Source organism: Actinoplanes sp. NPDC049316, assembly GCF_040677315.1.
Taxonomy (GTDB): Bacteria; Actinomycetota; Actinomycetes; order Mycobacteriales; family Micromonosporaceae; genus Actinoplanes.
The window spans coordinates 18,153-42,222 of sequence record NZ_JBFAQM010000019.1; the positions used below are offsets into that span (position 1 = coordinate 18,153).

At 65.3% G+C, this 24,070-nt stretch carries 22 protein-coding genes; 1 reads left to right on the plus strand and 21 read right to left on the minus strand.

Translation table 11 applies throughout. The features are described from left to right. Positions 1–177 precede the first annotated feature (177 nt). The 7 genes from AB0K03_RS25790 to AB0K03_RS25820 all read right to left on the minus strand — a co-directional run bounded on the left by AB0K03_RS25790 (position 178) and on the right by AB0K03_RS25820 (position 10,858). Positions 178–2,028 carry an ATP-dependent helicase gene (locus AB0K03_RS25790; RefSeq protein ID WP_364689285.1) on the minus strand — a complete coding sequence of 617 codons (1,851 nt, stop codon included), beginning with the start codon at positions 2,026–2,028 and terminating at the stop codon, positions 178–180. 61 nt (positions 2,029–2,089) lie between these two features. Further along, positions 2,090–4,132 carry an AAA family ATPase gene (locus AB0K03_RS25795; protein ID WP_364689288.1) on the minus strand — a complete coding sequence of 681 codons (2,043 nt, stop codon included), beginning with the start codon at positions 4,130–4,132 and terminating at the stop codon, positions 2,090–2,092. 283 nt (positions 4,133–4,415) lie between these two features. Beyond that, entirely contained in the window at positions 4,416–4,544 is a 129-nt protein-coding gene (locus tag AB0K03_RS25800) for a hypothetical protein (protein ID WP_364689290.1), read from the minus strand. A 154-nt stretch (positions 4,545–4,698) separates the two neighbouring features. Continuing rightward, positions 4,699–5,706: a hypothetical protein gene (locus AB0K03_RS25805; protein ID WP_364689293.1), complete on the minus strand. Its 1,008-nt coding sequence runs from the start codon at positions 5,704–5,706 to the stop codon at positions 4,699–4,701. Next, the gene (locus AB0K03_RS25810; RefSeq protein WP_364689296.1) at positions 5,703–7,097 is read right to left on the minus strand and encodes a serine/threonine-protein kinase; all 1,395 of its coding nucleotides are present in this window, start codon (positions 7,095–7,097) and stop codon (positions 5,703–5,705) included. Before AB0K03_RS25810 ends, AB0K03_RS25805 begins: the two co-directional genes overlap by 4 nt. A 12-nt stretch (positions 7,098–7,109) precedes the next feature. Next, positions 7,110–10,250, minus strand: coding sequence for a hypothetical protein (locus AB0K03_RS25815; RefSeq protein ID WP_364689299.1), 3,141 nt, complete (start codon positions 10,248–10,250; stop codon positions 7,110–7,112). Beyond that, positions 10,250–10,858, minus strand: a complete 609-nt coding sequence (locus tag AB0K03_RS25820; RefSeq protein WP_364689302.1) for a hypothetical protein — start codon at positions 10,856–10,858, stop codon at positions 10,250–10,252. Before AB0K03_RS25820 ends, AB0K03_RS25815 begins: the two co-directional genes overlap by 1 nt. A 29-nt stretch (positions 10,859–10,887) precedes the next feature. On the opposite strand from AB0K03_RS25820, the gene AB0K03_RS25825 reads away from it, so the two are divergent. Next, the gene (locus tag AB0K03_RS25825) at positions 10,888–11,370 is read left to right on the plus strand and encodes a hypothetical protein (protein WP_364689305.1); all 483 of its coding nucleotides are present in this window, start codon (positions 10,888–10,890) and stop codon (positions 11,368–11,370) included. An 18-nt stretch (positions 11,371–11,388) separates the two neighbouring features. Here the strand turns inward: AB0K03_RS25825 and AB0K03_RS25830 are convergent, their stop codons facing one another. The 14 genes from AB0K03_RS25830 to AB0K03_RS25895 all read right to left on the minus strand — a co-directional run bounded on the left by AB0K03_RS25830 (position 11,389) and on the right by AB0K03_RS25895 (position 24,069). Further along, positions 11,389–12,657 (minus strand): hypothetical protein, encoded by a 1,269-nt coding sequence (locus AB0K03_RS25830; protein WP_364689308.1) that lies wholly within the window; start codon positions 12,655–12,657, stop codon positions 11,389–11,391. Positions 12,658–12,785: 128 nt separating this feature from the next. Further along, positions 12,786–13,562 (minus strand): hypothetical protein, encoded by a 777-nt coding sequence (locus AB0K03_RS25835; protein ID WP_364689311.1) that lies wholly within the window; start codon positions 13,560–13,562, stop codon positions 12,786–12,788. Positions 13,563–13,877: 315 nt separating this feature from the next. After that, the gene (locus tag AB0K03_RS25840; RefSeq protein WP_364689314.1) at positions 13,878–14,666 is read right to left on the minus strand and encodes an HAD family hydrolase; all 789 of its coding nucleotides are present in this window, start codon (positions 14,664–14,666) and stop codon (positions 13,878–13,880) included. A 52-nt stretch (positions 14,667–14,718) separates the two neighbouring features. Continuing rightward, positions 14,719–15,798, minus strand: a complete 1,080-nt coding sequence (locus tag AB0K03_RS25845) for a glycosyltransferase family 4 protein (RefSeq protein WP_364689317.1) — start codon at positions 15,796–15,798, stop codon at positions 14,719–14,721. A gap of 91 nt (positions 15,799–15,889) precedes the next feature. Beyond that, positions 15,890–16,837, minus strand: a complete 948-nt coding sequence (locus AB0K03_RS25850) for an aminoglycoside phosphotransferase family protein (protein WP_364689320.1) — start codon at positions 16,835–16,837, stop codon at positions 15,890–15,892. 93 nt (positions 16,838–16,930) lie between these two features. Continuing rightward, on the minus strand, positions 16,931–17,599 hold the full coding sequence (locus AB0K03_RS25855) for a thymidylate kinase (RefSeq protein WP_364689323.1): 669 nt from the start codon (positions 17,597–17,599) through the stop codon (positions 16,931–16,933). A 14-nt stretch (positions 17,600–17,613) separates the two neighbouring features. After that, positions 17,614–18,423, minus strand: a complete 810-nt coding sequence (locus AB0K03_RS25860) for an inositol monophosphatase family protein (protein ID WP_364689326.1) — start codon at positions 18,421–18,423, stop codon at positions 17,614–17,616. Continuing rightward, a complete protein-coding gene (locus tag AB0K03_RS25865) occupies positions 18,420–18,977 on the minus strand; it encodes an AAA family ATPase (RefSeq protein ID WP_364689329.1) in 558 nt (185 codons plus the stop codon). Before AB0K03_RS25865 ends, AB0K03_RS25860 begins: the two co-directional genes overlap by 4 nt. Then, the gene (locus AB0K03_RS25870; protein ID WP_364689332.1) at positions 18,974–19,855 is read right to left on the minus strand and encodes a nucleotidyltransferase family protein; all 882 of its coding nucleotides are present in this window, start codon (positions 19,853–19,855) and stop codon (positions 18,974–18,976) included. Before AB0K03_RS25870 ends, AB0K03_RS25865 begins: the two co-directional genes overlap by 4 nt. Then, a complete protein-coding gene (locus AB0K03_RS25875; RefSeq protein WP_364689335.1) occupies positions 19,852–20,958 on the minus strand; it encodes a hypothetical protein in 1,107 nt (368 codons plus the stop codon). The genes AB0K03_RS25870 and AB0K03_RS25875 overlap by 4 nt, the downstream gene beginning before the upstream one ends. Further along, on the minus strand, positions 20,955–21,773 hold the full coding sequence (locus AB0K03_RS25880) for a hypothetical protein (RefSeq protein WP_364689338.1): 819 nt from the start codon (positions 21,771–21,773) through the stop codon (positions 20,955–20,957). Before AB0K03_RS25880 ends, AB0K03_RS25875 begins: the two co-directional genes overlap by 4 nt. Continuing rightward, positions 21,770–22,537, minus strand: a complete 768-nt coding sequence (locus tag AB0K03_RS25885) for an HAD family hydrolase (protein ID WP_364689340.1) — start codon at positions 22,535–22,537, stop codon at positions 21,770–21,772. Before AB0K03_RS25885 ends, AB0K03_RS25880 begins: the two co-directional genes overlap by 4 nt. Further along, entirely contained in the window at positions 22,534–23,229 is a 696-nt protein-coding gene (locus AB0K03_RS25890) for a copper homeostasis protein CutC (protein WP_364689343.1), read from the minus strand. Before AB0K03_RS25890 ends, AB0K03_RS25885 begins: the two co-directional genes overlap by 4 nt. Before the next feature lie 6 nt (positions 23,230–23,235). Next, positions 23,236–24,069, minus strand: a complete 834-nt coding sequence (locus tag AB0K03_RS25895; RefSeq protein ID WP_364689346.1) for a hypothetical protein — start codon at positions 24,067–24,069, stop codon at positions 23,236–23,238. Between the last annotated feature and the right edge of the window lies 1 nt (position 24,070).

Below are 24,070 nucleotides of genomic sequence, written 5' to 3' on the forward strand. Positions count from 1 at the left end.
TCTACCCAGTCAGCCTCCCGCGGGCCTACGCACTCGGCGCGGACGCGCTGCAAGATTCACTGAAACTAACAGTAACTCTCATGCTGTGGGGCAAGACGTGCTGGGGTGGAGGTAACTGCTGGTGGCGCTCACGCACGCTACGTTGCATGCCTTCGCCCAGACAACGCGCTGCTGAGATCACCTGTCAATTTCGCGTTTGATGTCGAACACGAAACGTGACCACGTTGAGTTTCGCGTTTGGCCCCAGGCGGTGAAATGATTTCCGGGGATGAGGGTCACGGCATCGACGGCGCGGGTCACGGCGACGTAGAACTTTCGGCGTGCGTCCTCCAGTGCGAGTTTGGTTAGTGGCCGGTTCTCAAACCAGAACGGCACTAGCCCGTCAATAAGCCCTGGCAGGATGACAGCCGAGAATTCGCGTCCCTTTGCACTGTGATACGTCGTCATCACTACTCGGCCAGGTGCGCTGCCGCCCGCAAGTTCCGCCATCGTGAGTCCTGCTGCAACCTCAGCAGTAACTTTCGCTGGGGCCTGCTGGTCGCGCCGATCACGGCTATCCATTGCCAGCTTGTCGATGGTGAGCAGTTCGCTCAGCTTTGACCAGAACGGCCGGCTGTCATCATCAAGTTGCTCGCGTCGGGAGGAATCGAGCAGCCCGAGCAGCCGTCTGGCCAGTGTCCGAGGGGTGTCGTCGGGGCCGGCCGTGCCCGTCTCCCGCAGCAGCCGGTTCCACATCGCCGCGATCTCTCGCACGGTCGGCGGGGTTTTGCCCCCGCCGGTGGCCCGCCTGGGGAGGTGTTGGCCGGGGCTCACTGGCTCGGTGCGTCCGGGTAGCGGGCCGGATAGCCGCCGAGCGGCGCACGCCATGATCATGTTGGCCAGCGGGCCGTCGGGCACGCGACGGCCGCGCTCGTTGTCGAACGCGATGCCAGCATGCGCGAGCGCAGCCTCCACCAGGTCGTGAAGATCGGTTGGGCCGGGATACAGCACGGCGATGTCCTCAGCGGGAACACCGTTCTCCAGGAGTTCCGCCACGACTTCGACGGTGCGAACCGCGTGCGTGTCGAGATCACCGGAGACCGGCCTGATGTCGATCACACCCGGATCGGTCCTGTCGGGGTCATGGGAGTAGCCGCGGTCTTCGCCGAGCGCTGCGCGGCCGGCGGCCACGAGGGCGCTGCCGCTGCGATAGTTCAACGTCAACTGCACAGGTTCGCAGCCGATCCGGGGCCCGAGTTCACGCAGGTAACGCGGATCGGCCCCCTGGAACTCGAACATCGTCTGATCGGGATCACCCACGGCAGTTATCGTCATGCCCGCACCGTGCATGGTCGTGACGAGGGCGTCGAGGACCGGACCGAGGTCCTGGTACTCGTCAACGACCAGGTTCGGGAACCGCGACGTCAAGAGGTCGCGAGCGGCCTTGCTGTCTCGGAGAATGTGCAGCGCCCGGTGGGTCATCTCATCGAAGTCCAGCAGCCCGTCGGTCACGAGCCGCTGTTCATAGAGCTGCACAGCGAGCTGATGCTGACGTGTGAAATCGCGGACGTCTTCACCTGCGGCGGCGCGGCGCCGCAGCGTAGTGACCGTAGGCATCTCTCGGCGAAGATTGTTGAAAAAGACCCCAGCTCCCGAGAGCGCGTCGGACCACATGCGGTCGCTGCTGGTCTGGTCCAGCACTTGGAAGTCGGCCGGCAGCGGATGATCTGCGATCTTGCCGTAGGGCAGTAGGACGTGATGAAGGCAGAACGCGTGCACCGTCCGGCTGGCCAGCCTCCGTCCCGGCACCAGACCTAGTTTGCGCAGACGAGCGCTGAGTTCTCGGGCCGCAGCATCGGTATAGGTCATGGCGGCAACGCCGCGGTGCTCGCTGGTAGTGGCGAGCAGATATCCCACCCGGGCCGCTACTGTCCGAGTCTTGCCTGCTCCCGGGCCTGCGAGTATCACGACATCGCCGTCGCGGAGGGCGGCATCTCGCTGGCGGGGGTGCAGCGTGCTGATCTCGGCGGCCAGCGCCGGGGAAAGCATGGCCTCTCCCGACGTCCTGGGGGGCCCGGCCACTTTCACTCCCACCGGCCGCGTAGTCCGGTCACCAGTCGTCCTCGATCTCTTCAGCCACTTCGGGAAGCTCGCCGCCGGACTCGTCATCGTGGTCGCCGTCCGACTCCAACCACGCCAAATACTCCTCCTCCGTGGGTAGGAGCGGCAGCTCCTCCACCTCCCGCCGCAAATCATCCAGAAGAGTCAGCAACGATCCGCAGCCGGCAACGGCGAGCAGATTCTCCGGCGCAAGTTCGTCGTCCACACCCGCTCCGAGTAGATCAACTACCCGCTCGCGCAGGTTTATCGTGCTCACATGAGCAGCGAGGCGTTGCGCGAAGCGACCCTTACCGATCTTCTCGATGCGCGACAACAGCGCCTCACGCTGTTCCTTAGTGGGGCTGCCGGCGGCGGCACGGATCTCCTCCACGGCGTCGGCGAAGTTCCGTTGCCGGACGGCGCCGCTCGTTAACTCGTTGAACGCCAAGACCATCTCCTGCGCCAGTAGCGGCACAACGTCGACCTCAAGGGTGTGGTCGCCGACGTAGATTCCGTAGGACGAGGCATCGCTGACGAGATCCGCTCGTCCGGCACGCAAGGCACCGTTTAGCATCGCGGCAGCGGCAACTGTGCCGACCCGCTGCTTGAAGCCGGGATTGGCGCTCGGCTGATGAATATCGAGGAGTTTGCGGGCGCGCACCAGACCAGGTTCGACCTCATGAACCTGGCCGGACTCGGTCACGTCACCGTCAGTGAGGATCGCGAACGGCCGGTTAAGTGCTGCGCTGCTCAGCAGGCGAACATACGGAGCGAAGTCTGTCCCCTCGACCGAAGCGACGACGATGCCATGCCCGTCGAGGTCGAAATCGACCGCCGCTGCCAGAGCAGGCAGAAGGTAGCCGTCCGCGGCGCCCTCGACCAAGATGACCCTGCGCGCGAACAGCAGCTCGGCACGAGTCACGTTCAGGTACCGCTCGATGTCGGCCGTCTCATGCGCCGTCAACAGGCCGGGCGGCACCACGCTCGCCACCGTGTGCCCGCCGGAGCCTGACAGGAGTACGAGACCTGCCAGAGGCGTGACCGCGGCAATGTGCGGGCTGTGGGTCGTCAGAATGAGCCGATCCGGTTGGCCCAGCAGATGAGCAAAGACGTGGCGCTGCAAGGTCGGATGGAGGTGCGCTTCGGGCTCCTCCACCGCGAGCAGAGTGTCCTCCCCGTCACCCGACTCCCGACGCAGGCGCAGACGCTCCAGCAGAAGCGCCAGATAGATGACGTTCGCGGTCCCGGTCGACGTGCGATCCATGCCTCGCGTGCTCGCGGCGTCGATGAACAGGCGGACACTGCGTATCAAGTCTTCCTGGCGGCCAGCGAACGCCAGCGACGGAGAGAGAACAAGCTGCGGACCGGCCATCTCGGTAATGCGGTCGTGGATCATGCGTCGAACTTTTCGTACGTTCGTGTCTCGGCCGAGTTTGTCGCGGGCCGCCTGCATCGCGCTCAACGCATCGTCGAGGTTCGCGTCGGATGGGGGCAGCTCACGAAGCAGCCTGGTGAGCGGGCTGCGATCAGATCTGTCGAGATCACCCTCGGCATCGCGTAGTGGCGGCAACACCGACAAGGCCGCGTAGCGCTTGGCGGCCAGCATCGCGTTGGACGGATCATCGGCGCCGTAGATCGTCCACTCATAGTCATCGGGCGTCAGCTGCGGCGTCGCCGCAGTGCCCAGAACCTCGGCCAATGAGGTCTTCGGCCTAAAGAGATAGGTCAACCGCGCCACCAAGGGTTCCGTGTCGACGATCGCGCCATCGAGTTCGCTTCGGGCGTCGTCGTCTTCGTCGAAGTCGGTCAGCTCGACCTCGACCGAAACCTCAACGCCGTCCGCCATCGGCGGGCCGCCGTCGTGGATGTCGTCGGGTTGCAGCCACCGACGCCGATCAGGCAAGTCTGGATCGAGGACCAGCCTCAACGCGGACAACAGATTGCTCTTCCCGACCCCGTTTTCGCCAACGACCACCGCTGGATTCGGGAACGGGTCGATCTCCAGGTCGGCGAAGTTCCGGAAGTTCCGAATGTGCACCTTGCTTAGCTGCACAGGCCCTCCTGCTCAACTCAAGATCTACGCCGTTGACCCGGACGGCCTAGCGTAGCGATCGCCGAGAGCGAGGTCATCCACCTCCGATGAAGCAGTGGCAGAAGCCGAGTTGCCCGCGCCTCCTGTCTAGCCGCCGCTTGCTAGCCGTCGCCGGCGCGACCGCCTGAGCCGACGTGGTGAGCGCGATCCAGGCCGCGATTGCGCCAGCGAGCCAGCGCGCTTTCCACGAGATCTTGGACGTCCTGCCTGCTCAGCTGCGTGAACCGTCTCCGGCCGTAGGCGATCAGAATGCGTTTGGCGCGATCACAGCGAACCAAATCGGCTCCTTGTCTTCTGACTTCGGCGTGGCCAGCAACTGGACCAGCGTGGCGTCGTCGTTGGCGGTCCGCCACGCGGCCCACTCGGCCTCCATCGCCGCGGGCTGTCGGGCTCGGCCGCCCGGTCGGACAGCTGCGTGACGCCGTCGCGGATCGCCTCGGCGACCGTAAAGGCCAGTCCTGGTCGAAGTCTTCGCCGGTTCCGGGATCCCGTGATGTCGATGCTCCTGCATTGGGTCAAGGGCCGTCTCAGCCTCGCAGGATTCTTGCGGTGTCTTCACCGTCGAGAATCATGAACCGGCGCGGACGGCGCGAATCGTGAGCATGAGATTCCATCATGCTAATCACCGCCGTGGTTATCTCTCGGTAGTGTTGGAGCACAAGTATGTCGGCCGGTTCACTGAATAGTCGAACAATCTGGTCTCCGCGGCTACCTAAAGTTCTTACGGTCATCGGGCCTCGTGACCCTGGCCCCTTGAACAGCCATGCCGTAGATACCTGGACGCCTCGAACGAACATTCTGCTGGTGTAGAGGTCAGATCTCTCGCCACCCCAATCTTTTGGAACGTACGGTTCACCAAGAAGTGTCGCTATGGCATTCTTGACGACTTCTTCTGGCGTTTGTTCAAGTCTCTGCAGATCGGATGACGTACAAGACTCCACGAAGTTGATGTGCCGAAACTGGTCCACTTCACTTGGGTAGACACGGCGCGGAAGGCTGATTCCGAATAGAGCGGACTCGTCGTCTTCGACGTAGGAGCGGACGCCGACGAATGCCGGCCTCAGCTGCACCGTGGTCCTGTCGCACGCGGTTACGGTTCCGATGATGTACGCGTGCTTACGACCGGTTACGTTTCCCGCCGATGAATCGGCCGCCAACCGGGTCGCGTTGAATGTTCCACGGACCGTGACCTCGTCATCGGTGTTGAGATTTGCGTTGAAATCGATAGGCATGTCGCCCGGGCAGTCTCGCTCCTTAGCTCGGCGGAAGTCGAAGTCTTGCTCAATACCCACGACCTGCCCCGGCTGCGCGCCTTCCGTCTGAACGGCATTTTGCAGTTCGCCGATTCGGAGCTGTGGCAGAGCCTCGCCTAGTGCTGTCGCCAGGGCATAAGGTGTTGACCAGTCACCGGTTGATCGTTGACGGTGATCGGACATTCGCTGTAACCCCAGAATCCCCATAACTTGCTCACGGTGCAGGAAGAATGGCTCCAGCGCAACTCGGGTAAAGGACGACTGCGTGCCTTCATCGCTCACCAAACACGCTCCAGCAGGTCCAGGAGTTCATCGACTGTTGCAGGTCTATAAGCGGGATCGAAATGGGTGGCTGCCTTCACGATTTCTATCCATCGTGTGCCGTCGGGAAGTAGTGGGATGTTCGGCAGCGGCTGTCGTCCTGTGAAGACTGCTCCGATGATCTGGCCGATGCTGTAAATGTCCGCTTGGGGCCCCACATCGTGGGCATTCCGCGAAGACTCCGGGGCCGCGTAGCCTTCCGTGCCGTAAAGGCTGCCCGTATGTGTGCGTCCCGGTGTGGTTGTCAGGCCGCGCGGGCGCCTGCCGATTCCCCAGTCTGCGATCGCCCAGTGGCCGTTGACCATAAGAAGATTCTCGGGCTTGAGATCTCGATGGATCCACCCCGCCCTATGGGGCTCGCGAAGTCCGTCGATGATCGCCTCAACAAGCAGGCGTAATTGGTCTGGATCCCTCAACTGTGTCGCCTGGTCCTTGGCTGTTGCCTCCGCGATCGGCATGGCGAACCAGTCACCGTCGGGACTTACGTCCAGCACCGGGACGATGTTGCGATGGGCACCAAATCGTGTGGTGGCTTCGATTTCTAGGCGCATGCGGGCAACGGAGTCGTCGTTTCGGGCCTTGAGTCTCTTAATGGCGACGGGGACCCTCGTGACTTTGTGGGTCGCCCTGAACACGACCGCCTGGCCGCCGCGTGCAAGCTCATTGTCGGGGCGGTAGTCCCGGTGTTCGCCGCGTGCGAGCAGGTGAACCAGCTGGTGCCCTCTGGTAAGCCGATGCAGCAGCCCGCTGTTGGTCACTTGGTGGATCGTGCTGTCGGGGGTCAGGAGCGAGCGACTAACAGTAAGGATGTGTCCAAGGGTGGATAGGTCGTGACCGTCCGGGTCTGCCAGCAGATCGGTGATCGGGTGGTCTGCCAACGCCGCTATCAGTTGACGCGCCTCATCGTGCATGGTTTCCCGTTGCATGATTCTGTCTTGTTTGTCACGTTCGACGTAGGCGGAGACGTCGTCGGCCAGTTTCCATTGGACAAGGCGTCCGTGTTCCGCGCCGAGGCGAGCCGGCGGTTCGGCCTCGAACGAGATCAAGCCGTCCAAACACCACTGGTAGGTCAGTTGCATCGTGTGGTCCTTAAGACGGTTTACGATGCTGGTGGCCTTGCGAGACCGCTCTCTGAGCAGCCAGGCGCGCGTCGAGTCGGGAATCTGATTGAGTGCTGCCTGCCACTGTTCGGCGGTCGGCTCGACGGCTGGGCGAATATGGACGCGGACGAGCGTATGCTTTGTAGCACCGCCGGCGCGTTCGGTCACTCGGTAGACCGGGAACGCTGCAAGCTGTCGGGGTAGGCCGGCGATCTCTTGTGGCTGCGTCGCGATAACCGTTGTCTGACTCATGCTCCGCATCGCTCAGTTCAGATAAGGGGCGAAATGCTTGACCAGTTCTGGCTCGTCGGGCCCGTGCACGACGGCGGGACGGGCGTTGAGCACGTCGTTGCTACCTAAGCGCAGGAGCTTGACGAGGCTGGCCGTATGCGGGGCGACGAGGTGGGCATAGACGTCTTGGCAGGCCAAGACGACGGTGAGGCCGTATCGGGCGGCAACGTGTTCGAGGATTCCGGCCAAGCGGCGGAGGTTGCTGCCGTCCAGATTGTTGCCTGATTCGTCGACGACGACCATCCGGCCTTGGGGTTGGGTCGCGGAGACCATGGACGAGACGGCGAGCAGGGTGTGCAGGATGATGAGTTCCGCCGTGTTCGGTGAGGCGCTGTAGTCGACCGTCTCGCCAGCTGGCAGGATCCATTCCGGGCGAACTTCCCACCTGAGCGGCAGGTCCGGATTTCCAAGATCGACGTGCGTGAAGCGGAGTGCCACACGGTCACGCCCAGCGACGCTGAGTAGCTGGTTGAGCTGCTCTTCCGCGCTCTTGAATGCGTCCGTGATCAATTGGATCTGAAGCTCTCGTTGGCTGACCAGCCACAGGCGGGTCTGTTCAGTCTGCTTCTCGCGAGCCTGGATGTTCTTCTCACGGTCACTCTGCCGGGCCCGGATATCTTTTTCGTCGGCGGCATCGCTTTCTCCGTACCAGTCCAGCCACTCCGTCAACGGCTTCGTTGCGGCGTCGAACGGCATATTGGCTTCTGCGGCAGTCTTGTGCTTCACGCACCACTCGTGCATGTGGTTGACTTCCGCGGTCAGCTCTGCGACATGTCCGTCGTATGAGCCGAGGTCCGGCACCTCCTCCGCCGTCGGTTCTTGCTGTCCGCTGGCGGCCGAATCCGTCACAACGCATTCGATAGCCTGCCGCAACGAGGAGCATGCGTCATGCAGCTTGGCGTCGCGAGTGCGCTCGTCTGCTTCGACGCCCGTGACCTCCAAGCCTTCCCCTGCCGCTGCGGCGTCGACGATTCCGGCATGCCGCCGCCAAAGGCGGGCAGCCTCGGCTTGCTTGCTGGCCCGGTCACGCGCCTGGGCCGCGCTCAGCCTCCTTGTCGCGAGATTGTCGTCGCCGTCAGTCTTCAGGTTCTTAATGGCGGTTACAAGGCCGGCCCTACGTTCGGCATGTTCCTCATGAGCCCGTTTCGACTCCGCTTCCACTCCACGTGCGTCGTCCTCAGCCTTCTCCGCCACCGGGACGGCTTCGGCGAGTACCAACAGCCTTTCGTCGACTTGCTTCTTTTCCTCCACGACTGCGGTGAGCCGCACCGCTGCACGGGCGCCCTCAACAACGCGTTCTGCCGTCTCCCTGCGTTTGGTGGTCGCCTCGCCCTCCTTCTTCGCGGCCTCCCACTCCTTCTGGCGTTCGTCAACACGGTCCTCCGCAGCTCGGATTGCAGCACGGCGATCTGTCAGGGGAACATCGAACCCGCCCCAGATATGCAAGCCAAGCCGCTCGTCGAACACCGCAGCCGACGTGTTCTCCTGCATCCGTGCTGCAAGCGTGGCCAGCAGTGCGTCGAGCGGGCCACCGTCTCCCGGCGACGCCAACTGGAAACTATCGAGATCCTGCTCCAGCATGAGCGCAGGGATACCTGGGTGCTGTTCAAGTACCTGGCGAGCTAGGTCCGCGCTTTCCGGACGGCCGGCGGAGATGACGATCGCGTGTGCGAACGGACTCAGTCGTGCCTCCCACACGGCCCGCGCACCGTCTTCCAATGTGATGAGCTCAACTAGGCGCAGGGCGTCAATGCCTTCGTTTTCGAGAGCGGCCAGAACCTTGCCTGACTCACCGTGTCTGCCTGCCCGGATCTGATCCAGCTCCCGTCGGGCAGCTTCAAGCCGTTGCTCCTGCAGGACTGCGCCGGCTACGGCCTTGGCTTCAAGCTCCTTGGCGTCTTGCAACTGCTGGCCGGCGTCGACGATCGTGAGTCCCAAAGCAAGCGCCGCCTTCGGTTCCAGCTCGGCATGCTCAGTTGCCAGTTGTCGCTGCCGCAGTTCCTTCTCGCCCTGCTCCCTCGTGAGTTTCTCCAGCTGACCGTGGGCTTGCTCGCGGAGACGACGGTCGTGGTCGTGTTGTCGGGCAAGCTGGTCGATGGATGGCAGTTCCCGTAGGTCACGCTCCTTGGCTTCGACGTCGGCCTCCATCTGGAGAATCGCCGCTTCAAGCTGGCCGACGGTCGTGCGCAGGTCGACTTCTCGCCGATATTCCAGGACGCTGCCGATGCTGAGAAATTCTTGCCATTGCGTTGCCGCTGCGGCGATCTGAGTACGCGACTGCTTACGCGCCTTGATATCTGCCAGCTGCTGGCGCTCCTTGATTCTGAGATCGGCGTCGTCACGCTTCATCCTCGTCAGAAACAGCTCTTCGGCGGCGACTTCTTGGCGGGACTCCCGCTCGTCGATGACCGCTTGTTGATGGCCGGACAAGGCGATGATGTGGTTGGCTAAATCGGCCGGACGGAACTGCTGCTGACCGAGTGCGAGGATCCCGGTGTCCTGGTTGTCTTCACTACCGCGTGCTCGAATGTAGGCGAGGCATCGCGGCGACGACCCGAACAGGACGTCGGCATAGTTCTTTGGGCCCAGTTGTTCGCCACCGCGCATGTTCTCCCAGATCGCGTCGGCGGCCAGCACTCGGTCGGATTCGGTCTGTCCTTCGGCCAAGACCACGCCGTCGCTCCATCGCACCTGCACGTATCGTGAGTCGTGACGCTGGATACGCATCATCACGGTGATCGCCTCTGATGGGCGCTGGCTGTGCATGTAAACACCGATCAGATATCCGCGGAGGGCATCGGGATAACTGGTGTCGCTGACCTTCGCGCGTTTGCGATCGAATAGTAGGCGTGCCGCGTATGGCCCAACACCCGCCTCGCCTCGCCATTGTGGATCTCCGTTAAGCAGCGTCAACGCTGCCAGCAGCACGGTCTTGCCGACGCCGTTGGACCCGGACCCAGGGCCTCGGCCTGAAATCAGCCAAATGCCACCGTAAGGAAGTAAGAACACAGAACTCGGATGGCGGCCGACTCGGACCATCTGAAAGGCACGCAGGCTGCGGTTCCCGATAAGGCCGTGATCTGCGGTCTCGATGGGCAGCTTGGGAGTGAACACTAGTCGTCAGCCTCCGATTGCGGCTGCTGTGCTCTGTCCTGCCGTATCTGCCGTGCCCAAAGACTGTTGGGGCGGCACAGGAGTACCAGGTTTTCATCCAGTCGACGTCGTTGCGAGGCCGACAGCCGCCGCAAGGCGAGCCCAGGCCGCTTGGCGTAGTCGATGAGTTCATGTGATTGAAGTGTGCGTAGGCAGTCGGCGAGTTCCGCCGCTGTGACGATGTCCCGGCCATCTGGCCCCTCGTGGGCGTCCAGTTGGGCGCTCAATGGGATGGTCTGTTCACCGAGGAGTATGCCTAGTACGTGGCTGTGCAAGTAGATCATGCTGAGGACTGCGAGATCCTTCACCTGCAGTCCCCCGCGTTGCGCGGCAACGGTCGGGGCCACCTCGTCCGACCAGCCGCTGAGGTACCCGCCGGGCTTGCCGTCGTGCTCGCCCACATCAACGAGCTCACGTCCGATTGCCCGTAGGCGATGCTCAACCATCGTCCGCAAGTGGCTGTCGGCGAGCGCGTACCAATCCTGCGGCCGAAGGGGCGCGCTGGCTGCTTCCAGTGCTCGGACCGTTTCCACGACGACCGGGTCGTCCACCGATGCCTCCACCGTCATGCGGTCCGTTCCTCCCAGCCCGGGTACTCATGCAGTCTTTGGACGGCCGCGCCCATGCTGTCGCGGGTCTGGGCATCCCAGGTAAGAGCGACCGGCCCCAAGGCCAGCTCGTCACCAGCCTGGCGCAGCAGGCCAGCACGCGTCAGGATCTCTACCGCTGTGCCCACGACCCCCATCGACGACTTTCCCGTCAGCCATTCCAGTACGGAAGCAATCTCGGCGAGGGAGGCGGTGGCCCTCTTACGGCGGCCGTCGGACAGCAGTGCGACGCCGACGAGAAGAACTTTGATGTTTCCCATGGTGAGCTGTCGTCGCGCGATCCGGGGTTGGCTTCCGACGCCCGGATCATGGCCATCCCACCCAAGGACCAAGAGCGCACCACTGTGGGGGCCCTCTACGGCATGAACCCGACGACCTGCGGCTTCTGCGGCTCGCTCCATCTCGGCAACGGGTTGACCGTCAGCGTCACGTGCGCCGCACTGTCGCAGCAGCGCCAGTTGAAGTTGCGCTGACAACGTCTTGTTCACTGCTCACGCTCCGCTACCCGGCGCCGGCGATATCACGTCCACACGGCGTAGGACTATCTTGGTTGCCAGGCGCGTTGTCGAGCCGTCGTCACGAGTGGCGATCATATGATCGTATTCAAGGTCGTACCCCAGCTCCAGGCCGGCCAACGCGGACAGCTGCGTGATGGCCACGGCTGGAACCGGCCAAGGGCGGCTCAGGAGGAACTCCGTCAGATCGGTCTCGTCACGCCCGTTGAGTAGCTGTTCAGCGAGACCACGAAGACTGTCCTCGAAGGACTGCTCGCCTACTTCAACGGCATCATCCGATGCCTCCGGCACGCGTTCGTCATCTTCGACGAACGTCAGGTCGCTCACCGCCTTCATGACCTTGCCGGGATCGATCCAGTACGGAGACTCGTCGAAGGCGATGCCATCCCAAAGCGCTGCGAGGTCGCCCAACGAGGCTTTCTTGAGCACCTCATGTACTTCGTCGCTGCGGATCCAGAGCCGGACAGAGCCCCGAACCACCTTCAACGCCTGCAACAGCCGGACCTGCTGCCGCACATAACGGCTGGCTGCCGCCTGAAGGTCCTTGAGCGCATCATTGAGTTGCGTCTCGAATCCTCGGTTGACGGCCCTGCTGGTCTGCCTGACGCGCGCCCGGACTTGTTCGTCGTCGACGTCAATGGCATGCTCCATCATCGCCTTAACGTCCCGCTCCTCAACGATCTGCCGCAGCCCGTTTGCATAGGCCGAGAGCATGCGGCTCAGGTCGTTCAGATCAGCCCGAACATCTGCAGCGGTTGCGCCGGGCGCCAGAGCCCGGGTCTCCGTCCGGCTCATCATCTCCAACAGCGCCCTGTGCCTAGACATCGTCGAGATCCAGGGGATCAAAGCGATGGCCAGCCAGCCTGACAGACCGAGACGCACATCCTGCTCATGGAGCCGGTCGCTCTTCTTCGCGACCGCTCCGCCCAGCATTAAGGCGTTGAGGCGACGAGCCAGGAGGTCACGCGGGAACCGATCGGCAAGGTGCTCGAACAGGCGTCGAGTCGGAACGCCACGTCCGTCCGGATCCAGGTCGATGAGGGCCCGGCACAACTCGACGGCGGCGTCAATGTCTTCATCGGAGGAGTCGAACGCGCCGACCTCGCGAAGCAGCGGCCCCAGGGCTGCCGCGGCATGTCTAGCCCGCTTGCTGCGAAACTGGTGCGCGGATCGAGGAAGTGGAGCCGCAGTTCCCCGATCCGACGAGCCAAGGCTTGGATCTTGGTCCATCTCCGGCTGGGTCACCTACCGAAGGTACCGAAGCCCAAACTATTCGTCACGTCGCGTGTTCTGCCCAGCCCCCCGTCGTGGGCATCTGCTACCGCCCGTGCCGTGCTCAGGTGACGGCTCGAACCGAACCGCTGATGATGCGCTCAGCCGAATCGCCGACCTCCATCCGGCCGGCGATGTCGGAAATCCTGGCTTTCGGCCACGGCGGCATGGAGCAGCTCTGTGTCTTCGGATCGTGCAGGGTCACTGATGTCGGCGAGATCTACAGCCGCTTGCAGGGCAGAGGCTGCGCTGTCAAGGGATGAGAAATCGGCATGTAGGCGCCCGTAGGTGAGTGCGGACCGTCCCTTGAGACGCAGGCCGCGCAGCCGTATATCCGGCTTGACGGGCTCGGCGGCCAGGCCACGCTCGACGAGTTCGAGCGTGGCCTGCAGGTCGTTGGCGATGCCGGGATCGTCATCCGGTCGGTAGCGCATGCGCATGTCGCGGCAGCCGGCCAGGGTGATCAGACGGGTGGAGTGCTCGGCGACATCAGGCCCGCCGACCTCAGCAGCGCGCTCGAAGGCGCGCACCAGAACGTCAGCGAGGACGATGGTTTTGCGCTGCTTGCGCCACCAAGCAGCGCGTACGGCAGTCGCGTGACACCACATCGCCATGGTCGCCGCGGTGGGTGGGTCAATCGCGGCGCCGCCCTGAATGGCTGCCTGCACCGTCTGGTCGACGTGTGGCGGCAGATAATCAGGGGTGATGACTGCGATCAGAACCCATAGCGCGACCTGCGCGGCGGATTCCCGCGGTTGGTCGAGATCTCCGACTAAGCCCATCTCGCGAATCATATGAAGCTTCGCGACTTCGAACAGACCTTCGCCGTTGACCGTCCCGCTCGTAAGCGCCGCAACGCTGATGCTTTCGTCGAGCACCGCGGACGCCTCAGCTAGGGCAACTGTTGTCATGGCGGCAGTCGGGTCCTGTGCATCGAGGCAGCGTTGGCTTCGTCGGTTAAGTGCCGCGATTGCCGGTGTAGCCACGTCGCCCCTCCCCGATTGGCTTCCGTCGCCTGACGTTAGCCCAGATAGATCCGCCGTCTCGACGACGGTCACCTCGGCGGCCAGCGGTACCTCATGCGGCCCGCCGACAATCGTGAGCGTCGCCGGTCCGATCACCCCGAGTACCGGCAGCGAACTTTCCAGGCAAAGGCTACCCGCCCCAGCTGCAGCTCCGTTTGGCTGACCTCTTCACAGAGAAGATCTGCGTAGCGCTGGAGGCGGGCATTTACATGTGACTTGGCTCAGAGAACGAATATGCGTGACGGTCGTTTCGGGGTTCGTGACGGTGCCGTCGCAGGCTCCGGCTGGGCAGATGTGGGCGGCGGCCCAACCACCGTTGCTGGCTAGCTGTAGGTCCTGGGTGATGCTGTCCCCGACCACAAGGCAGACACGAAGCCCCTCTCGGGCCAACTCGCGCATGATGGCGGATGCAAAAGCCGGGTTCGACTTGGCGGCGCCTACGTCGCCAGAGACCAGAATCCGATCGAAAGAGCCTGTGAGCCCAGCCTTCGCGAGCTTCCGCTGTTGGTGCGTCGGCAACCCGTTGGTGGCCAGCCAGAGTCGGTGGTTTCGATGGAGTAGGGCCAGTGTCGCCTGAGTGTCCGGCAGCGGGCGGATGAGGTCGTTTCGAAACGACCGGTAAGTTTGCGCTGCGGTGGTCGCCCTAGCCGGGTCGGCCTCGCGTGAGGCGAGTATTGCGGCCCAAACCTGGATCTCATGTTGGCGCAGCGACTCGATGACGGGCCCGGGAAGTTCGGCGTTCTCGCGCGGTAGCCAGAGGGCCTCCCATCCGCTGACGTGGGAGAGCGGGCCATTGTGCCGGTGAGGGTGTGCCTTCCACATGCTTCTGATCAGCTGCAGAGCCAGTTCGATCGTCTCGCCGTCGGTGGGTAAGGCGACCGTCGAAAGCGTTTGGACGATGGACGCTCGCACGGCCTGCACGTCCTCGATCAAGGTATCATCGAGATCGATGATCATGACGTTCATGACATACCCCCGGGCCCCTCGACACGTCCTGAACTGTTGAGCTTCAGCCGGGAGGCATGGACGCGAGGACCCGGCCGAAAGCGTCCTCCCAGACGGGGAGCACCGTTGTGTAATCGCTGGTGGCTGCGAGTTCTCTTGCCGCCTGCCCCATGTGTATCAGCCGGGTCGGGTCCGATCGCAACGCGGTGATTCGCTCTACGAAAGTCCGGACTACGACGGCGTCTGCTGGGTCTCCCTCGATCAGGCAACCGGTGACGCCGTCGATGACCCGGTCCGGTAGAGCGCCGGCCGGGGAACATACGATTACTGAGCCAGCGGCAGCGGCCTCCATGGCCGCGATGCAGCAGGTCTCCGGGTACGTCGTGGGGTACAGGTAGAACTGGGCCGTCAGCTGGAGCTTGATGAGGTCGGGTTTGGCCAGGCGACCCAGGTAGTGCACGCCGTCGGATGCCATCGCTTTTGCGCGCTCGTACAGCCGGCCAGCCCGGCGCAGATCTTCCTCGACTGTTATGCCTCGCAGTAGGTGGCTCGATGCGATGAACAACTCTGCGTCCGGATGCACATCGTGGATTGCGGGCCACATGTCCAGCAGCAGTTCCAGACCACGCTTCGGGTTCGCGGCGTGCAGAAACCGGCCCGCCGTCTTGGGCGGCTGTTCGGCGTAGTCCGACGTGTCGAGACCGTCTGCGGTGACAACCCATTCGGCGTCCGCTGGGTAACCGAAGTCGTTGATATAGAGGTTGCGTTGAAAATCAGAGAAGGCGATGAGGAGGTTGATGTCTCCGGCGCCGACTTGGTCGATAAGACTGCCGTTGGGTGTCTTCAGCCCTAGTTTCACTGCTCGCACGGGTGCATTAAATCGACCGGGTTCCATTCTCTTGGTCCGCACCCAGAAAATAATGACGTCTCGATATGCGGCCTCGGCCAGCTCATTGAGGGGCAGCCACTGTACGCCGAGATCGTCTACGCGTGGACAGTCGGCGTATACCCGCACCTCATGGCCTCGGGCGGCGAGGCCGCGAGCGGATAAGACCATACCTGTCTCGTTTCCGCCCAGGCCCTTCGTGGTTAGGTCGGACGGCTGTACGGAGAGGTACCCCGGATGCACGATGTCGATCTTCATGAGGCTCCTGGGCTGGAACACCGACGGCGGGCTTCGGAGACTCGCCCTTCCCGCCAATTGAAATGCGATGGATGTTACATAAGTAGGTCACTTAGGCGTATGGGCTGGAGGAACCGAAGAGCATTTCGACGCGCTCGTGTTGCCGGGTAAACTCGTCGTGGCGGCGGTCGCGCTGCTTCCATAGGACGGCGAGCCACCGCAGGGCGCAGGTACGTTGGTTTGCCGCGAAGCGCTTGCGATTGGCGTCGGTGACGCCGAGTTCGGGCAGCACTTCTACCCACACTGAATCAGGGACGTCGCGGGCGCTGATGTGCTCGATGTGGTCGGCGGCGTCGAACGCTCGGTTGCTGAATCCGGCGTATTCGAAGTCGACGCAGGCGGCCCCGTCGTGGGTCTGGAGCCAATTGAGCAGGTTCGCGTCGCCGCGGGACAGGACCGGCTCGTCGTGCTCGATGACTGTTTCGGCGTCGCCGTTGCTGTGCCAGATGGCAAGCAATTTCTGCATGGCCGGGGCCAAGGGGTCGTCGGCCTGCTTGTCGAGCAGTTCGGGCCATGCCTGGGTCAGCCGGACGAGGTAATGTTCGCCGCTGTCGATGCGGGGTAGCTCGGCCATGAGCCCGGACAGCGGGACGGCTTGCAGTTGGGTCGTCGTTGCTGCGAGGTCGCGAAGCGCGTTCAGCTGGTCGTCGGCTTCGATCAGCGGTGTTCCGTGCAGGAGGGTCATTCCGAGGGCGGGTTCGGGTTCGGTCGGGTCGAGCCACAGCGGGCTCGGCACCGTCCGGAGGGCCTGCGGTTTGAGGAGGTTCAGTGCGGCCCATTCGCGGTCGGCGCGGCGCCGGTCCGTCTTGGTGTAGAACTTGATCACGGTGTCGTCGCCATCCGGCGACGTCCAGCGGTAAAGATCGTTCTGCATGCCTCCGGTAAGCGGGCGTACGCCGAGCCTGGCCAGGGAGTTGCTGAGGGCTTCGCCTCCGCGCGCACGTGCCTGCCGGAGTGCAGCGAGCAAGTCCTGAGGGGCCTCGTGGGATCGGGTAGTCATGCTGTCTTCCACTCCAAGGTGATCGGGGATTGATGGACGGCACCGACCGTAGTAGCTGGTTACGCGGCGGGTCTCGCGACGCCGCCGGTCGTGTCACGCCGCGGTGGCAAGTTTCGCGGCGAAGGTCGGCACGGTGGCCAGGTCGGCGAGCACCGCGTGATGTGCCTGTTGCGCGTCGAGTCCGGTGACGTCGACTCGGTGCAGGTTGGGATCGGATTGCGCGAGTTCGGCGTAGGCGTCGTGGACGAACCGGAGGAAGGCGCGCTGCTCGGCGGTGTACGGATGGCCTTGCCGGAGCTCCGCGCGGGCGATGGCATCGTCGGCAGGCAGGTAGAGCCACACCGACCGGACGGCGGCGGGGCCGGCGAAGGACCCGACGGTGTGCAGCCACGTGATCGCGTCGGTGGGGACGACGTGGTGGTGCTGCAGGAGCCGGGCGAGGCTGTAGGAGTAGAGGGTGTGGATTCCGCGGTCCTCGATGACGGTGCTGCCCTCGGCGAGGTGTCCAGCGATGTCGGTGGCGAAGGTGTCCGCCCGGATCGCCGCGCCGAGCAGGGTGTCGGTGACGACGTGTTCGTGTCGGGAGAACGGATCACCGGAGTCGAACAGCGCCAGCAGCGCCCGGCCGAGCGGGTCGGCGTCGCGGGTCAGGTTGTCGGGCAGGTAGTTGACGGTCAGGCCCTCTCCGGTCAGGAAGTCGGCGAGCAGGCTGGACTGGGTGCTTTTCCCGGCGCCGGGAAGCCCTTCTAATCCGATGAGCATCGGTATCTCCTCGTTCAGGCGTACGTGGTGCCGGTGGTCGCCTGGCGCAGTGTGTCGAGTACCGCGACGGTCAGTCCGGGTGCGGTGACGATCGTGGTGCGGGAGGCGAGGTCGTGGGGCGTGCCGTCGGTGTCGGTGACGCTCGCGCCGGCTGCTCGGGCGATCGCGACGCCGGCGGCCATGTCCCAGTCCCGGTTGCCGAGGGTGATGCTGGCGTCGAGGGTTCCGTCGGCCACGAAGGCGAGGTCCACGGCGGCGGAACCCAGCATGCGGACCTTGCCGGCGGCGGGGGCCAGGGCGGCGTGCAGGGCGACGGCGACGGCGTTGCGTTCGTCGGCGTCGTCGCCGGTGCCGTAGTCGCCGACGGCGATCACGGCGTCGGCGAGGTTCGTCGCTGTGGACGGTGCGACGGCTTGGTTGTTGCACCAGGCGCCGAGTTTGGCGGCTCCCCAGTAGGTACGGCGGAGTGTGGGCAAGCTGATGACGCCGAGCAGCGGCTGGACGCCATCGGTGAGGGCGAGGGAGACACCATAGAGCGGCAGGCCGTGGACGAGGTTGACGGTGCCGTCGATCGGGTCGAGGACCCATCGTCGGCGCGGTCGGGCCGGGTCGCCGCCCGCCTCTTCGCTGTACCGGTCGATGTCGGGGGTTCGCTCTTTCAAGAAGGCGAGGATCTGCTGCTCGATGCTCAGGTCGAGGTCGGTGACCACGTCCTTGGGCCCTTTGGCGGTGACCTGCCGGACGGCGGCCGTCTCCAGGACTCGTGTGCCGAGTTGGACGGCGGTGCGGGCGATGTCGAGCAGGTCGGCGAGCTGGTGTGTCATCGGGCGGCTGCCTCCGATCGGTTGGTGTCCAGCTGGTCGAGGTAGCCGAGCGCGGCGTCGAGCAGTTCGTCGGCGGCGGTGTCGGTCCGCAGCCGCAGTGCGGGGACGGCGATCGGGTCTGCGGACTGCTGCAACTGCTGGTACAGGCTGAAGGTGCGGTTGCCGGCGGGATGGGTGCGGCCCCGGTGGTCGGTGTCGAGCCGGTCGCGGGCCACGTCGTCGGGGCACCAGCAGTGGATGACGGCCAAGGTTTGTCCGAGCGTGGTGGCCAGCTGGGCGACGTCAGCGAGCTGGTACGTGCGAGTGCCGGTGCGTTCGAGGACAACCACGGCGTCCGGATCGCGGGTGAGCCGCTCCCGGGCGGCCAGGTGCAGCAGGGAGACGACGAAGTCGTCCTGGTCCCGCTGGTAGGTCACCTGACCGGACGGGCCGTACAGGGCAGCGCGTACGCGATCCTTGTCCAGCAGGAGGCAGCGATCACCGAGATGCCGGCCGAGGCGGGTGGCCAGCGTGGTCTTGCCCGTGCCGGGGAGACCGATCAGTTGCACGATCACGAGTGGTCCCTGCCCAGAGGCACGTCCTGCGGGAGTTGGGGCCAGCAGGATCGGACGAGATCCCAGCCCGCCCGAGACGGTTCGTCGAGGGCGGTGGCCGGTTGTGGTCCGGTGTCGTCGAGGGCGTAGTGCAGCGCGTCGGCCACTGCGGGCCAGCGGCGCTGGGAGGCGACGCGGGCCAGGGTGTGCCGGAATCCGTCGTCCCGGTGCAGGATCGGCAGCGGCGCCTGGTGTTCGCCGCTGCCGGGTGCGGGTGCGCGCCGCTGGAGAATGGTCTGAATGGTGGTGTCGTCGCCGGTGTGCGCCAGCCGGGTGGTCAGGTCGAGGGTGAGGCCGGGCACGATCGGGTCGTCGAAGTCGCGGTGCAAGGTCGTGGGGCTGCGGCCGGTGCTGTAGTAGCCGCGGCGGGTGAGCAGGTCCGCGGCGGTGGACGCTGCGGATGCGGGGATGAGGATGTCGACGTCGCTGGACTGCCGGACGCCGGCGCCGGGGTAGAGCAGGGTGGCGTGGGCGATGCCGTTGATCGCCGCGGCAGGCACGTCGTGGTCGTGCAGCGCGGTGATGATCGCTGCGGCTTCTTGGTGATGCTTGAGCGATCGGTAGGCGTTGAGGCGCAGTTGCCCGCGCAGGAACTGCTGCATCGGCCGGGGAAAGCCCTGGGTGTGGTCGTGTCGGCTGAGCCAGTCTGCGAACAGGCAGGTCATCTTGGCGTTGATGACGTACTCCAGCACCTCACCCAAGGGATCGATGTCGTCCGGGCCGGGCATCTCGCCGAGTTCCCGGTGAGCCGGTTCGCTCGCCGCCCGCAACAGCCGGTACACGCGCGGGCGGTCGGTCGTGTCGGGAAAGAAGGTCTGGACGGGTCCGGTGGCGTTCATCCGGCCACCTCGTTGTCGAGCAGCTGGCCGACGGCGATGGCCAGCGCGACCGGGTCGGCGCCGGCACGGATGCGGAAGCAGGGCTGCTCGGCCAGAACCTTGGCTGCCTGCTCCACGTTCCGGTAGACGACGTCGTCGTCGGGAGCCGCGGCCAGCCACTGATTGGTGTGGGCGCTGGCGCCGCGATGCAGGTCGTGCATGAACATGCGGGTTTCGTTCAAGGTGTCCGTGACCTCGTCCGGGTCGACCCGCTCGACCTGGACCTCGGTTCGGGCTGGGTCGAGCTGCGGCCAGAGCATCATCGAGACGCGCAGGTCGCGGGCGACGGTCGCCCCGGGGCGCATCAATGTCGGGAAGGCGGGCGGTTCCACGACGATCTTGGTGGGGAACGTCCACCGTTGCTCGGCCGGTAGCGTCTGCTGCTGCGTCGGGACCAGGTGCCGCAGGTGCGGCAGGGCGGTGAGGGTGCCGATCCCGGCCCGCAGCGGCATCGGCCATGGATAGCCGTACAGCCCTTCGCTGGTGGCGTGGAGCATGAGCCGGTCGTTGGTGCAGTAGTTGCCGCCGAGATGGTGCAGGCTCGCCAGCAGTGTCGTCGTCTTGCCCCGGCCGCGGTTGCCCGCGATCAGAACGCCACGCTCGCCGTGGGTGAATGCGGCAGCGTGGGCGTAGACCATTCCGGCTGCCAGCAGTTGCGCGGTCATGGCTTGCCGAACCAGACGCGGCGCCCAGTCAAGAGCAGCGGGAACGTCGGCACACCAGGCGCAGATCACCTTCGCGGCCGGGTCAGCGTGCAAGAGGGTGCGTCGGGCCGGAACCCAGAACACGTTCTGCAGGACGCCGTCGTGCCGGTAGGCGTACGTCCGCGGCCCGATGTCGAACTCGTCGCCGTCGGTGTGCGCGTCCGGGTTCTTGACGACGTCCGGGTCGTGGTTCAGGTGGACCTGCCAGGTGCCGTCGCTGCCCGGGAGTTCGTCGTAGGAGTAGAGGATCTTCCGGGCCTCGTCCAGGACGCCCGCGATGTCGGTGGTGAGCGTGACCGACGCGGTGGCGCACCGGAACGTCACCGCGCCGGCCGTCGCAGTGGGATGCGGTGTGATCATCGCGGATCCGTTCGGTGGCAGACAGGTACGTGGCGGCGCGCGTTCGCGACCAAGGCTGCGAGCGTCGTGCTGTCGGCGTTGCGGTAGAAGTCCGGAAGACTTGTGCCGGCGACGATGTCACGCAGCCAGTCGGGCTCCGAGACCGGTTGTGCGGCACCCCAGACGGCCAGACTGTCGGCGGACCCAGTGATCGCGAATCCGTCCCCGGCACGGACCGCGGTGATCTCGACCGGCGCCGCTCGCCGGTACTTGCCTCGATCTCCGGCCGCCGGTGCCTGATGCAGTGCTGCCTGATGTGGTGGGGCGGTCTCAGCTGGCAGGTCGGTGTAGAAGTTGAACACCGCGGCGGGGCCGTCGAGGACGAGGGTGAGGTGCCAGCCGCCGAAGGGAATGACTGCCAGGTCCCCGGCATCACACGTCTGACAGGTCAGGACCGGTTCACCCGAGCGGGTGCGCCATGCGGCCAGCATCAGGACTCGCCCGGTCAGCGTCTGAAAGATTTCGAGCTGCGTCGGGGTGTTCCAGTGCCCGGTGGAGCGGATCAGCTCTCCTCCGGGCAGCTGGCCCGGTTGGTACTCGACCAGGTCCGTGAACCAGTCGGTTTCGCAGGCGGTCCGCGGTTGGAGCACGTCGCGGTGCGCGGTATACAGCAGCGGGTCGTGGTCGCCGCGGTAGCCGGCGACATCGTCGGTGACGAACACGGCGTCGCCGGCACGGTGTCGTTGCAGCAAGTCCGACAGCCGGTACTCGGTTCCAGGGCCGGCCGGACGCGGCGGCGTCGGCAGCGAAGCGGTGCGGGACATCGCTGGGGTCATGACGGCTCCGCGATGCCGGCGCCAGCCGTCTGGCAGGCGGTCGTCAGCAGGTCGATGAGCTGGCCGAGATGGGTGATGACGGGAACGTCGTCTTGGGCCGGCTCGCCGTCGGGCCGGTAATGCACGGCTCGGCACCCGGCCGTGAGCGCCCCGTTGACGTCGGTGAGGCGGTCGTCGCCGACATGCCAGACCCGCTGCGGTGGGCATTGCGCCCGAGTGGTGATCGCGGCGAACACGTCGGCGTGGGGTTTCGCGATGCCGAGTTCTCCGGAGAAGAGCATGTCCGCGAAGTACACGGACAGGCCGAGGTCGTCGAGGAGCTGCCGGTGCACCTCGGCCGAGGTTGCGAGCGTGTTGGAGGTCAGCACGAGCCGGGCACCGGTCATGCTCAGCGCGGTCAGTGTCTCGACAGCGCCCTCCAGTGGTTGCGGGCATCCACGCAGGGCGGCATGGGTGTGCACGACGCGCAGCACCGAGGTCATCTGCGGTGTGTCGGGGATGCCGAGCGGCCCGCGGATCGCTGCGAGCATGTCGTCCAGGACCGGCTGCACGCCGTGCCGCCGCTGCTGGCGCAGGACCTCCTGGTCTGTGGCGCTGACGGCGATGCGAACCTCGTCGAGTGTGCGGCGGTGCCCGAACGCGTCGAAGACTCGCGCGAACTCGGCCACGCGCCAGTCGGCGACCGCGCCTTTGTCGGTGTGGTCGATCAGTGTTCCCCACAGGTCGAGGCTGACGGTCCACCCTGCTAGGGCTTCGACGGTCATCGTCGGCTCCGTTCCGGGCGTTGGTCGCGTATCCAGGTGGCGGTCTGGGCAAGGTCACCGCTGCTCCACAGCAGGGATCCGGGGACCACGCCGGCCGCTCCGGCGTCGGCCAGCGGGGCCACGGTGTTCCGGCGGATCCCGCCGTCGGCGAAGATCGGGACGGGTCGGCCCGCGGCGTTCAGCAGGCGCCGCGTGTCGGCGATCCGGCTTACGGCGACCGGGTCCATGGAGGTGCCCTTGGTGCCCAGCGGCGTGCCGATCATCACGACGGCGTCCGCCGCCGTGAGCATGTCGGCCACGTCGTCCGGCGCAGTGTCGAGGGTCAAGGCGACCCCGGCCGCTCGGCCGGCGGCGCGGATGACCTCGATGGCGTCGGTCGCCTCGCGGGCCTCGGCGTGCACGGTGATCAGGTCGGCGCCGGCCTCAGCGAACGCCTGCGCGAGCCGGGCCGGGTGATGCGCCATGAGATGGACGTGCAATGGCAGGCTGGTGTGTGCCCGGACGGCGCTCACCAAGTCGGGGAAGAACAGCGGCTGCGGGACGAATACGGTGTCGGAGGCGTCGATATGCAGCAGATCGGCGTAGGGGCTGATCCGGGTGGCCTCTTCGCCCAGGGCCGACAGGTCGGCGGACCACAGGGACACGTCTAGCAGGAGTCGGTCGGTCGGCAGCGCGTCGAGGAACGATGTCATGGCCGGTCAGTTCCTCCCGTCGGCGGGCACCGACATGTGCGGTTGCGCCGCCATGGTCCGGTCCGTGGCCGGCGGTGCGGCCCTGAGTACGCCGAGGAGCTCGGCGGTGATCTCGTCGGCGACATCGTCGGCGTCGCGCAGCCCAACCCGTACGCGTAGCACCGGGGATACCCGGTCGGCGAGGACCTGGCGGTACGCCTCGACATACCGGGGCAGGAACAGCAGCCGTTCGATCGCCGCCGGATTGCCGCCGCCGTGACCCCTGCTGATCGCCCGTTCCCGGGCCAGCGGCCAGGGGGTGTCGAGGAAGACGGGGACGTCGGGCGTGCTGAACCAGGGCGCAGCCAGGGCCCGTATGCGGGTCAAGGTCTGGGCCGGGTCTGCCTGCGGGTCGGTCTCGGTCAGCACCGTCAACGCCCAGGCGATCTTGGAGTAGATGCCGTGGTCGACGAGCACCACATCGTTGGTGGCCAGCGCGGGCCCGAAGCAGGTGAGGTGATGGTGGGCTTCGCGGCACAGCCGCAGCAGGACGTCGACGGTGCTGTGGTGGGCACTCTGGTATCCGCCGAGTCCGGTGCGGGAGCGTAGCGGGGCGGTTTCGAGGAAATGCGACAAGCGGCCGATGGTGCCCGGCTCACCGCCGTAGTGGATGACGGCGGTGGTGAAGCCGGCTTCCTGCAGGCGGGTGTTGATCAGGCGGGCTGCGGTGGTCTTGCCCGCTCCCCAGACGCCTTCCATCGTGACCAGGCGGCCCTGGCGCAGCGCAAGCCAGCGCAGCGGATCGGTGAGGGTGCTTCCCTGAGTGGCTGAGGCGGGCGGCGATGGCGCCAACGAGTGCATC

Coding starts and splice junctions, on each gene's coding strand:
- AB0K03_RS25810 (WP_364689296.1), bottom strand. CDS start 7,097: ATGAGTCAGACAACGGTTATCGCGACGCAGCCACAAGAGATCGCCGGC.
- AB0K03_RS25890 (WP_364689343.1), bottom strand. CDS start 23,229: ATGACATCGTTCCTCGACGCGCTGCCGACCGACCGACTCCTGCTAGAC.
- AB0K03_RS25875 (WP_364689335.1), bottom strand. CDS start 20,958: ATGATCACACCGCATCCCACTGCGACGGCCGGCGCGGTGACGTTCCGG.
- AB0K03_RS25860 (WP_364689326.1), bottom strand. CDS start 18,423: ATGACACACCAGCTCGCCGACCTGCTCGACATCGCCCGCACCGCCGTC.
- AB0K03_RS25790 (WP_364689285.1), bottom strand. CDS start 2,028: ATGCTTTCCCCGGCGCTGGCCGCCGAGATCAGCACGCTGCACCCCCGC.
- AB0K03_RS25850 (WP_364689320.1), bottom strand. CDS start 16,837: ATGACTACCCGATCCCACGAGGCCCCTCAGGACTTGCTCGCTGCACTC.
- AB0K03_RS25855 (WP_364689323.1), bottom strand. CDS start 17,599: ATGCTCATCGGATTAGAAGGGCTTCCCGGCGCCGGGAAAAGCACCCAG.
- AB0K03_RS25800 (WP_364689290.1), bottom strand. CDS start 4,544: ATGGAGGCCGAGTGGGCCGCGTGGCGGACCGCCAACGACGACGCCACG.
- AB0K03_RS25885 (WP_364689340.1), bottom strand. CDS start 22,537: ATGACCGTCGAAGCCCTAGCAGGGTGGACCGTCAGCCTCGACCTGTGG.
- AB0K03_RS25895 (WP_364689346.1), bottom strand. CDS start 24,069: ATGCACTCGTTGGCGCCATCGCCGCCCGCCTCAGCCACTCAGGGAAGC.
- AB0K03_RS25840 (WP_364689314.1), bottom strand. CDS start 14,666: ATGATCATCGATCTCGATGATACCTTGATCGAGGACGTGCAGGCCGTG.
- AB0K03_RS25825 (WP_364689305.1), top strand. CDS start 10,888: ATGCAGTCTTTGGACGGCCGCGCCCATGCTGTCGCGGGTCTGGGCATC.
- AB0K03_RS25870 (WP_364689332.1), bottom strand. CDS start 19,855: ATGAACGCCACCGGACCCGTCCAGACCTTCTTTCCCGACACGACCGAC.
- AB0K03_RS25820 (WP_364689302.1), bottom strand. CDS start 10,858: ATGACGGTGGAGGCATCGGTGGACGACCCGGTCGTCGTGGAAACGGTC.
- AB0K03_RS25845 (WP_364689317.1), bottom strand. CDS start 15,798: ATGAAGATCGACATCGTGCATCCGGGGTACCTCTCCGTACAGCCGTCC.
- AB0K03_RS25880 (WP_364689338.1), bottom strand. CDS start 21,773: ATGACCCCAGCGATGTCCCGCACCGCTTCGCTGCCGACGCCGCCGCGT.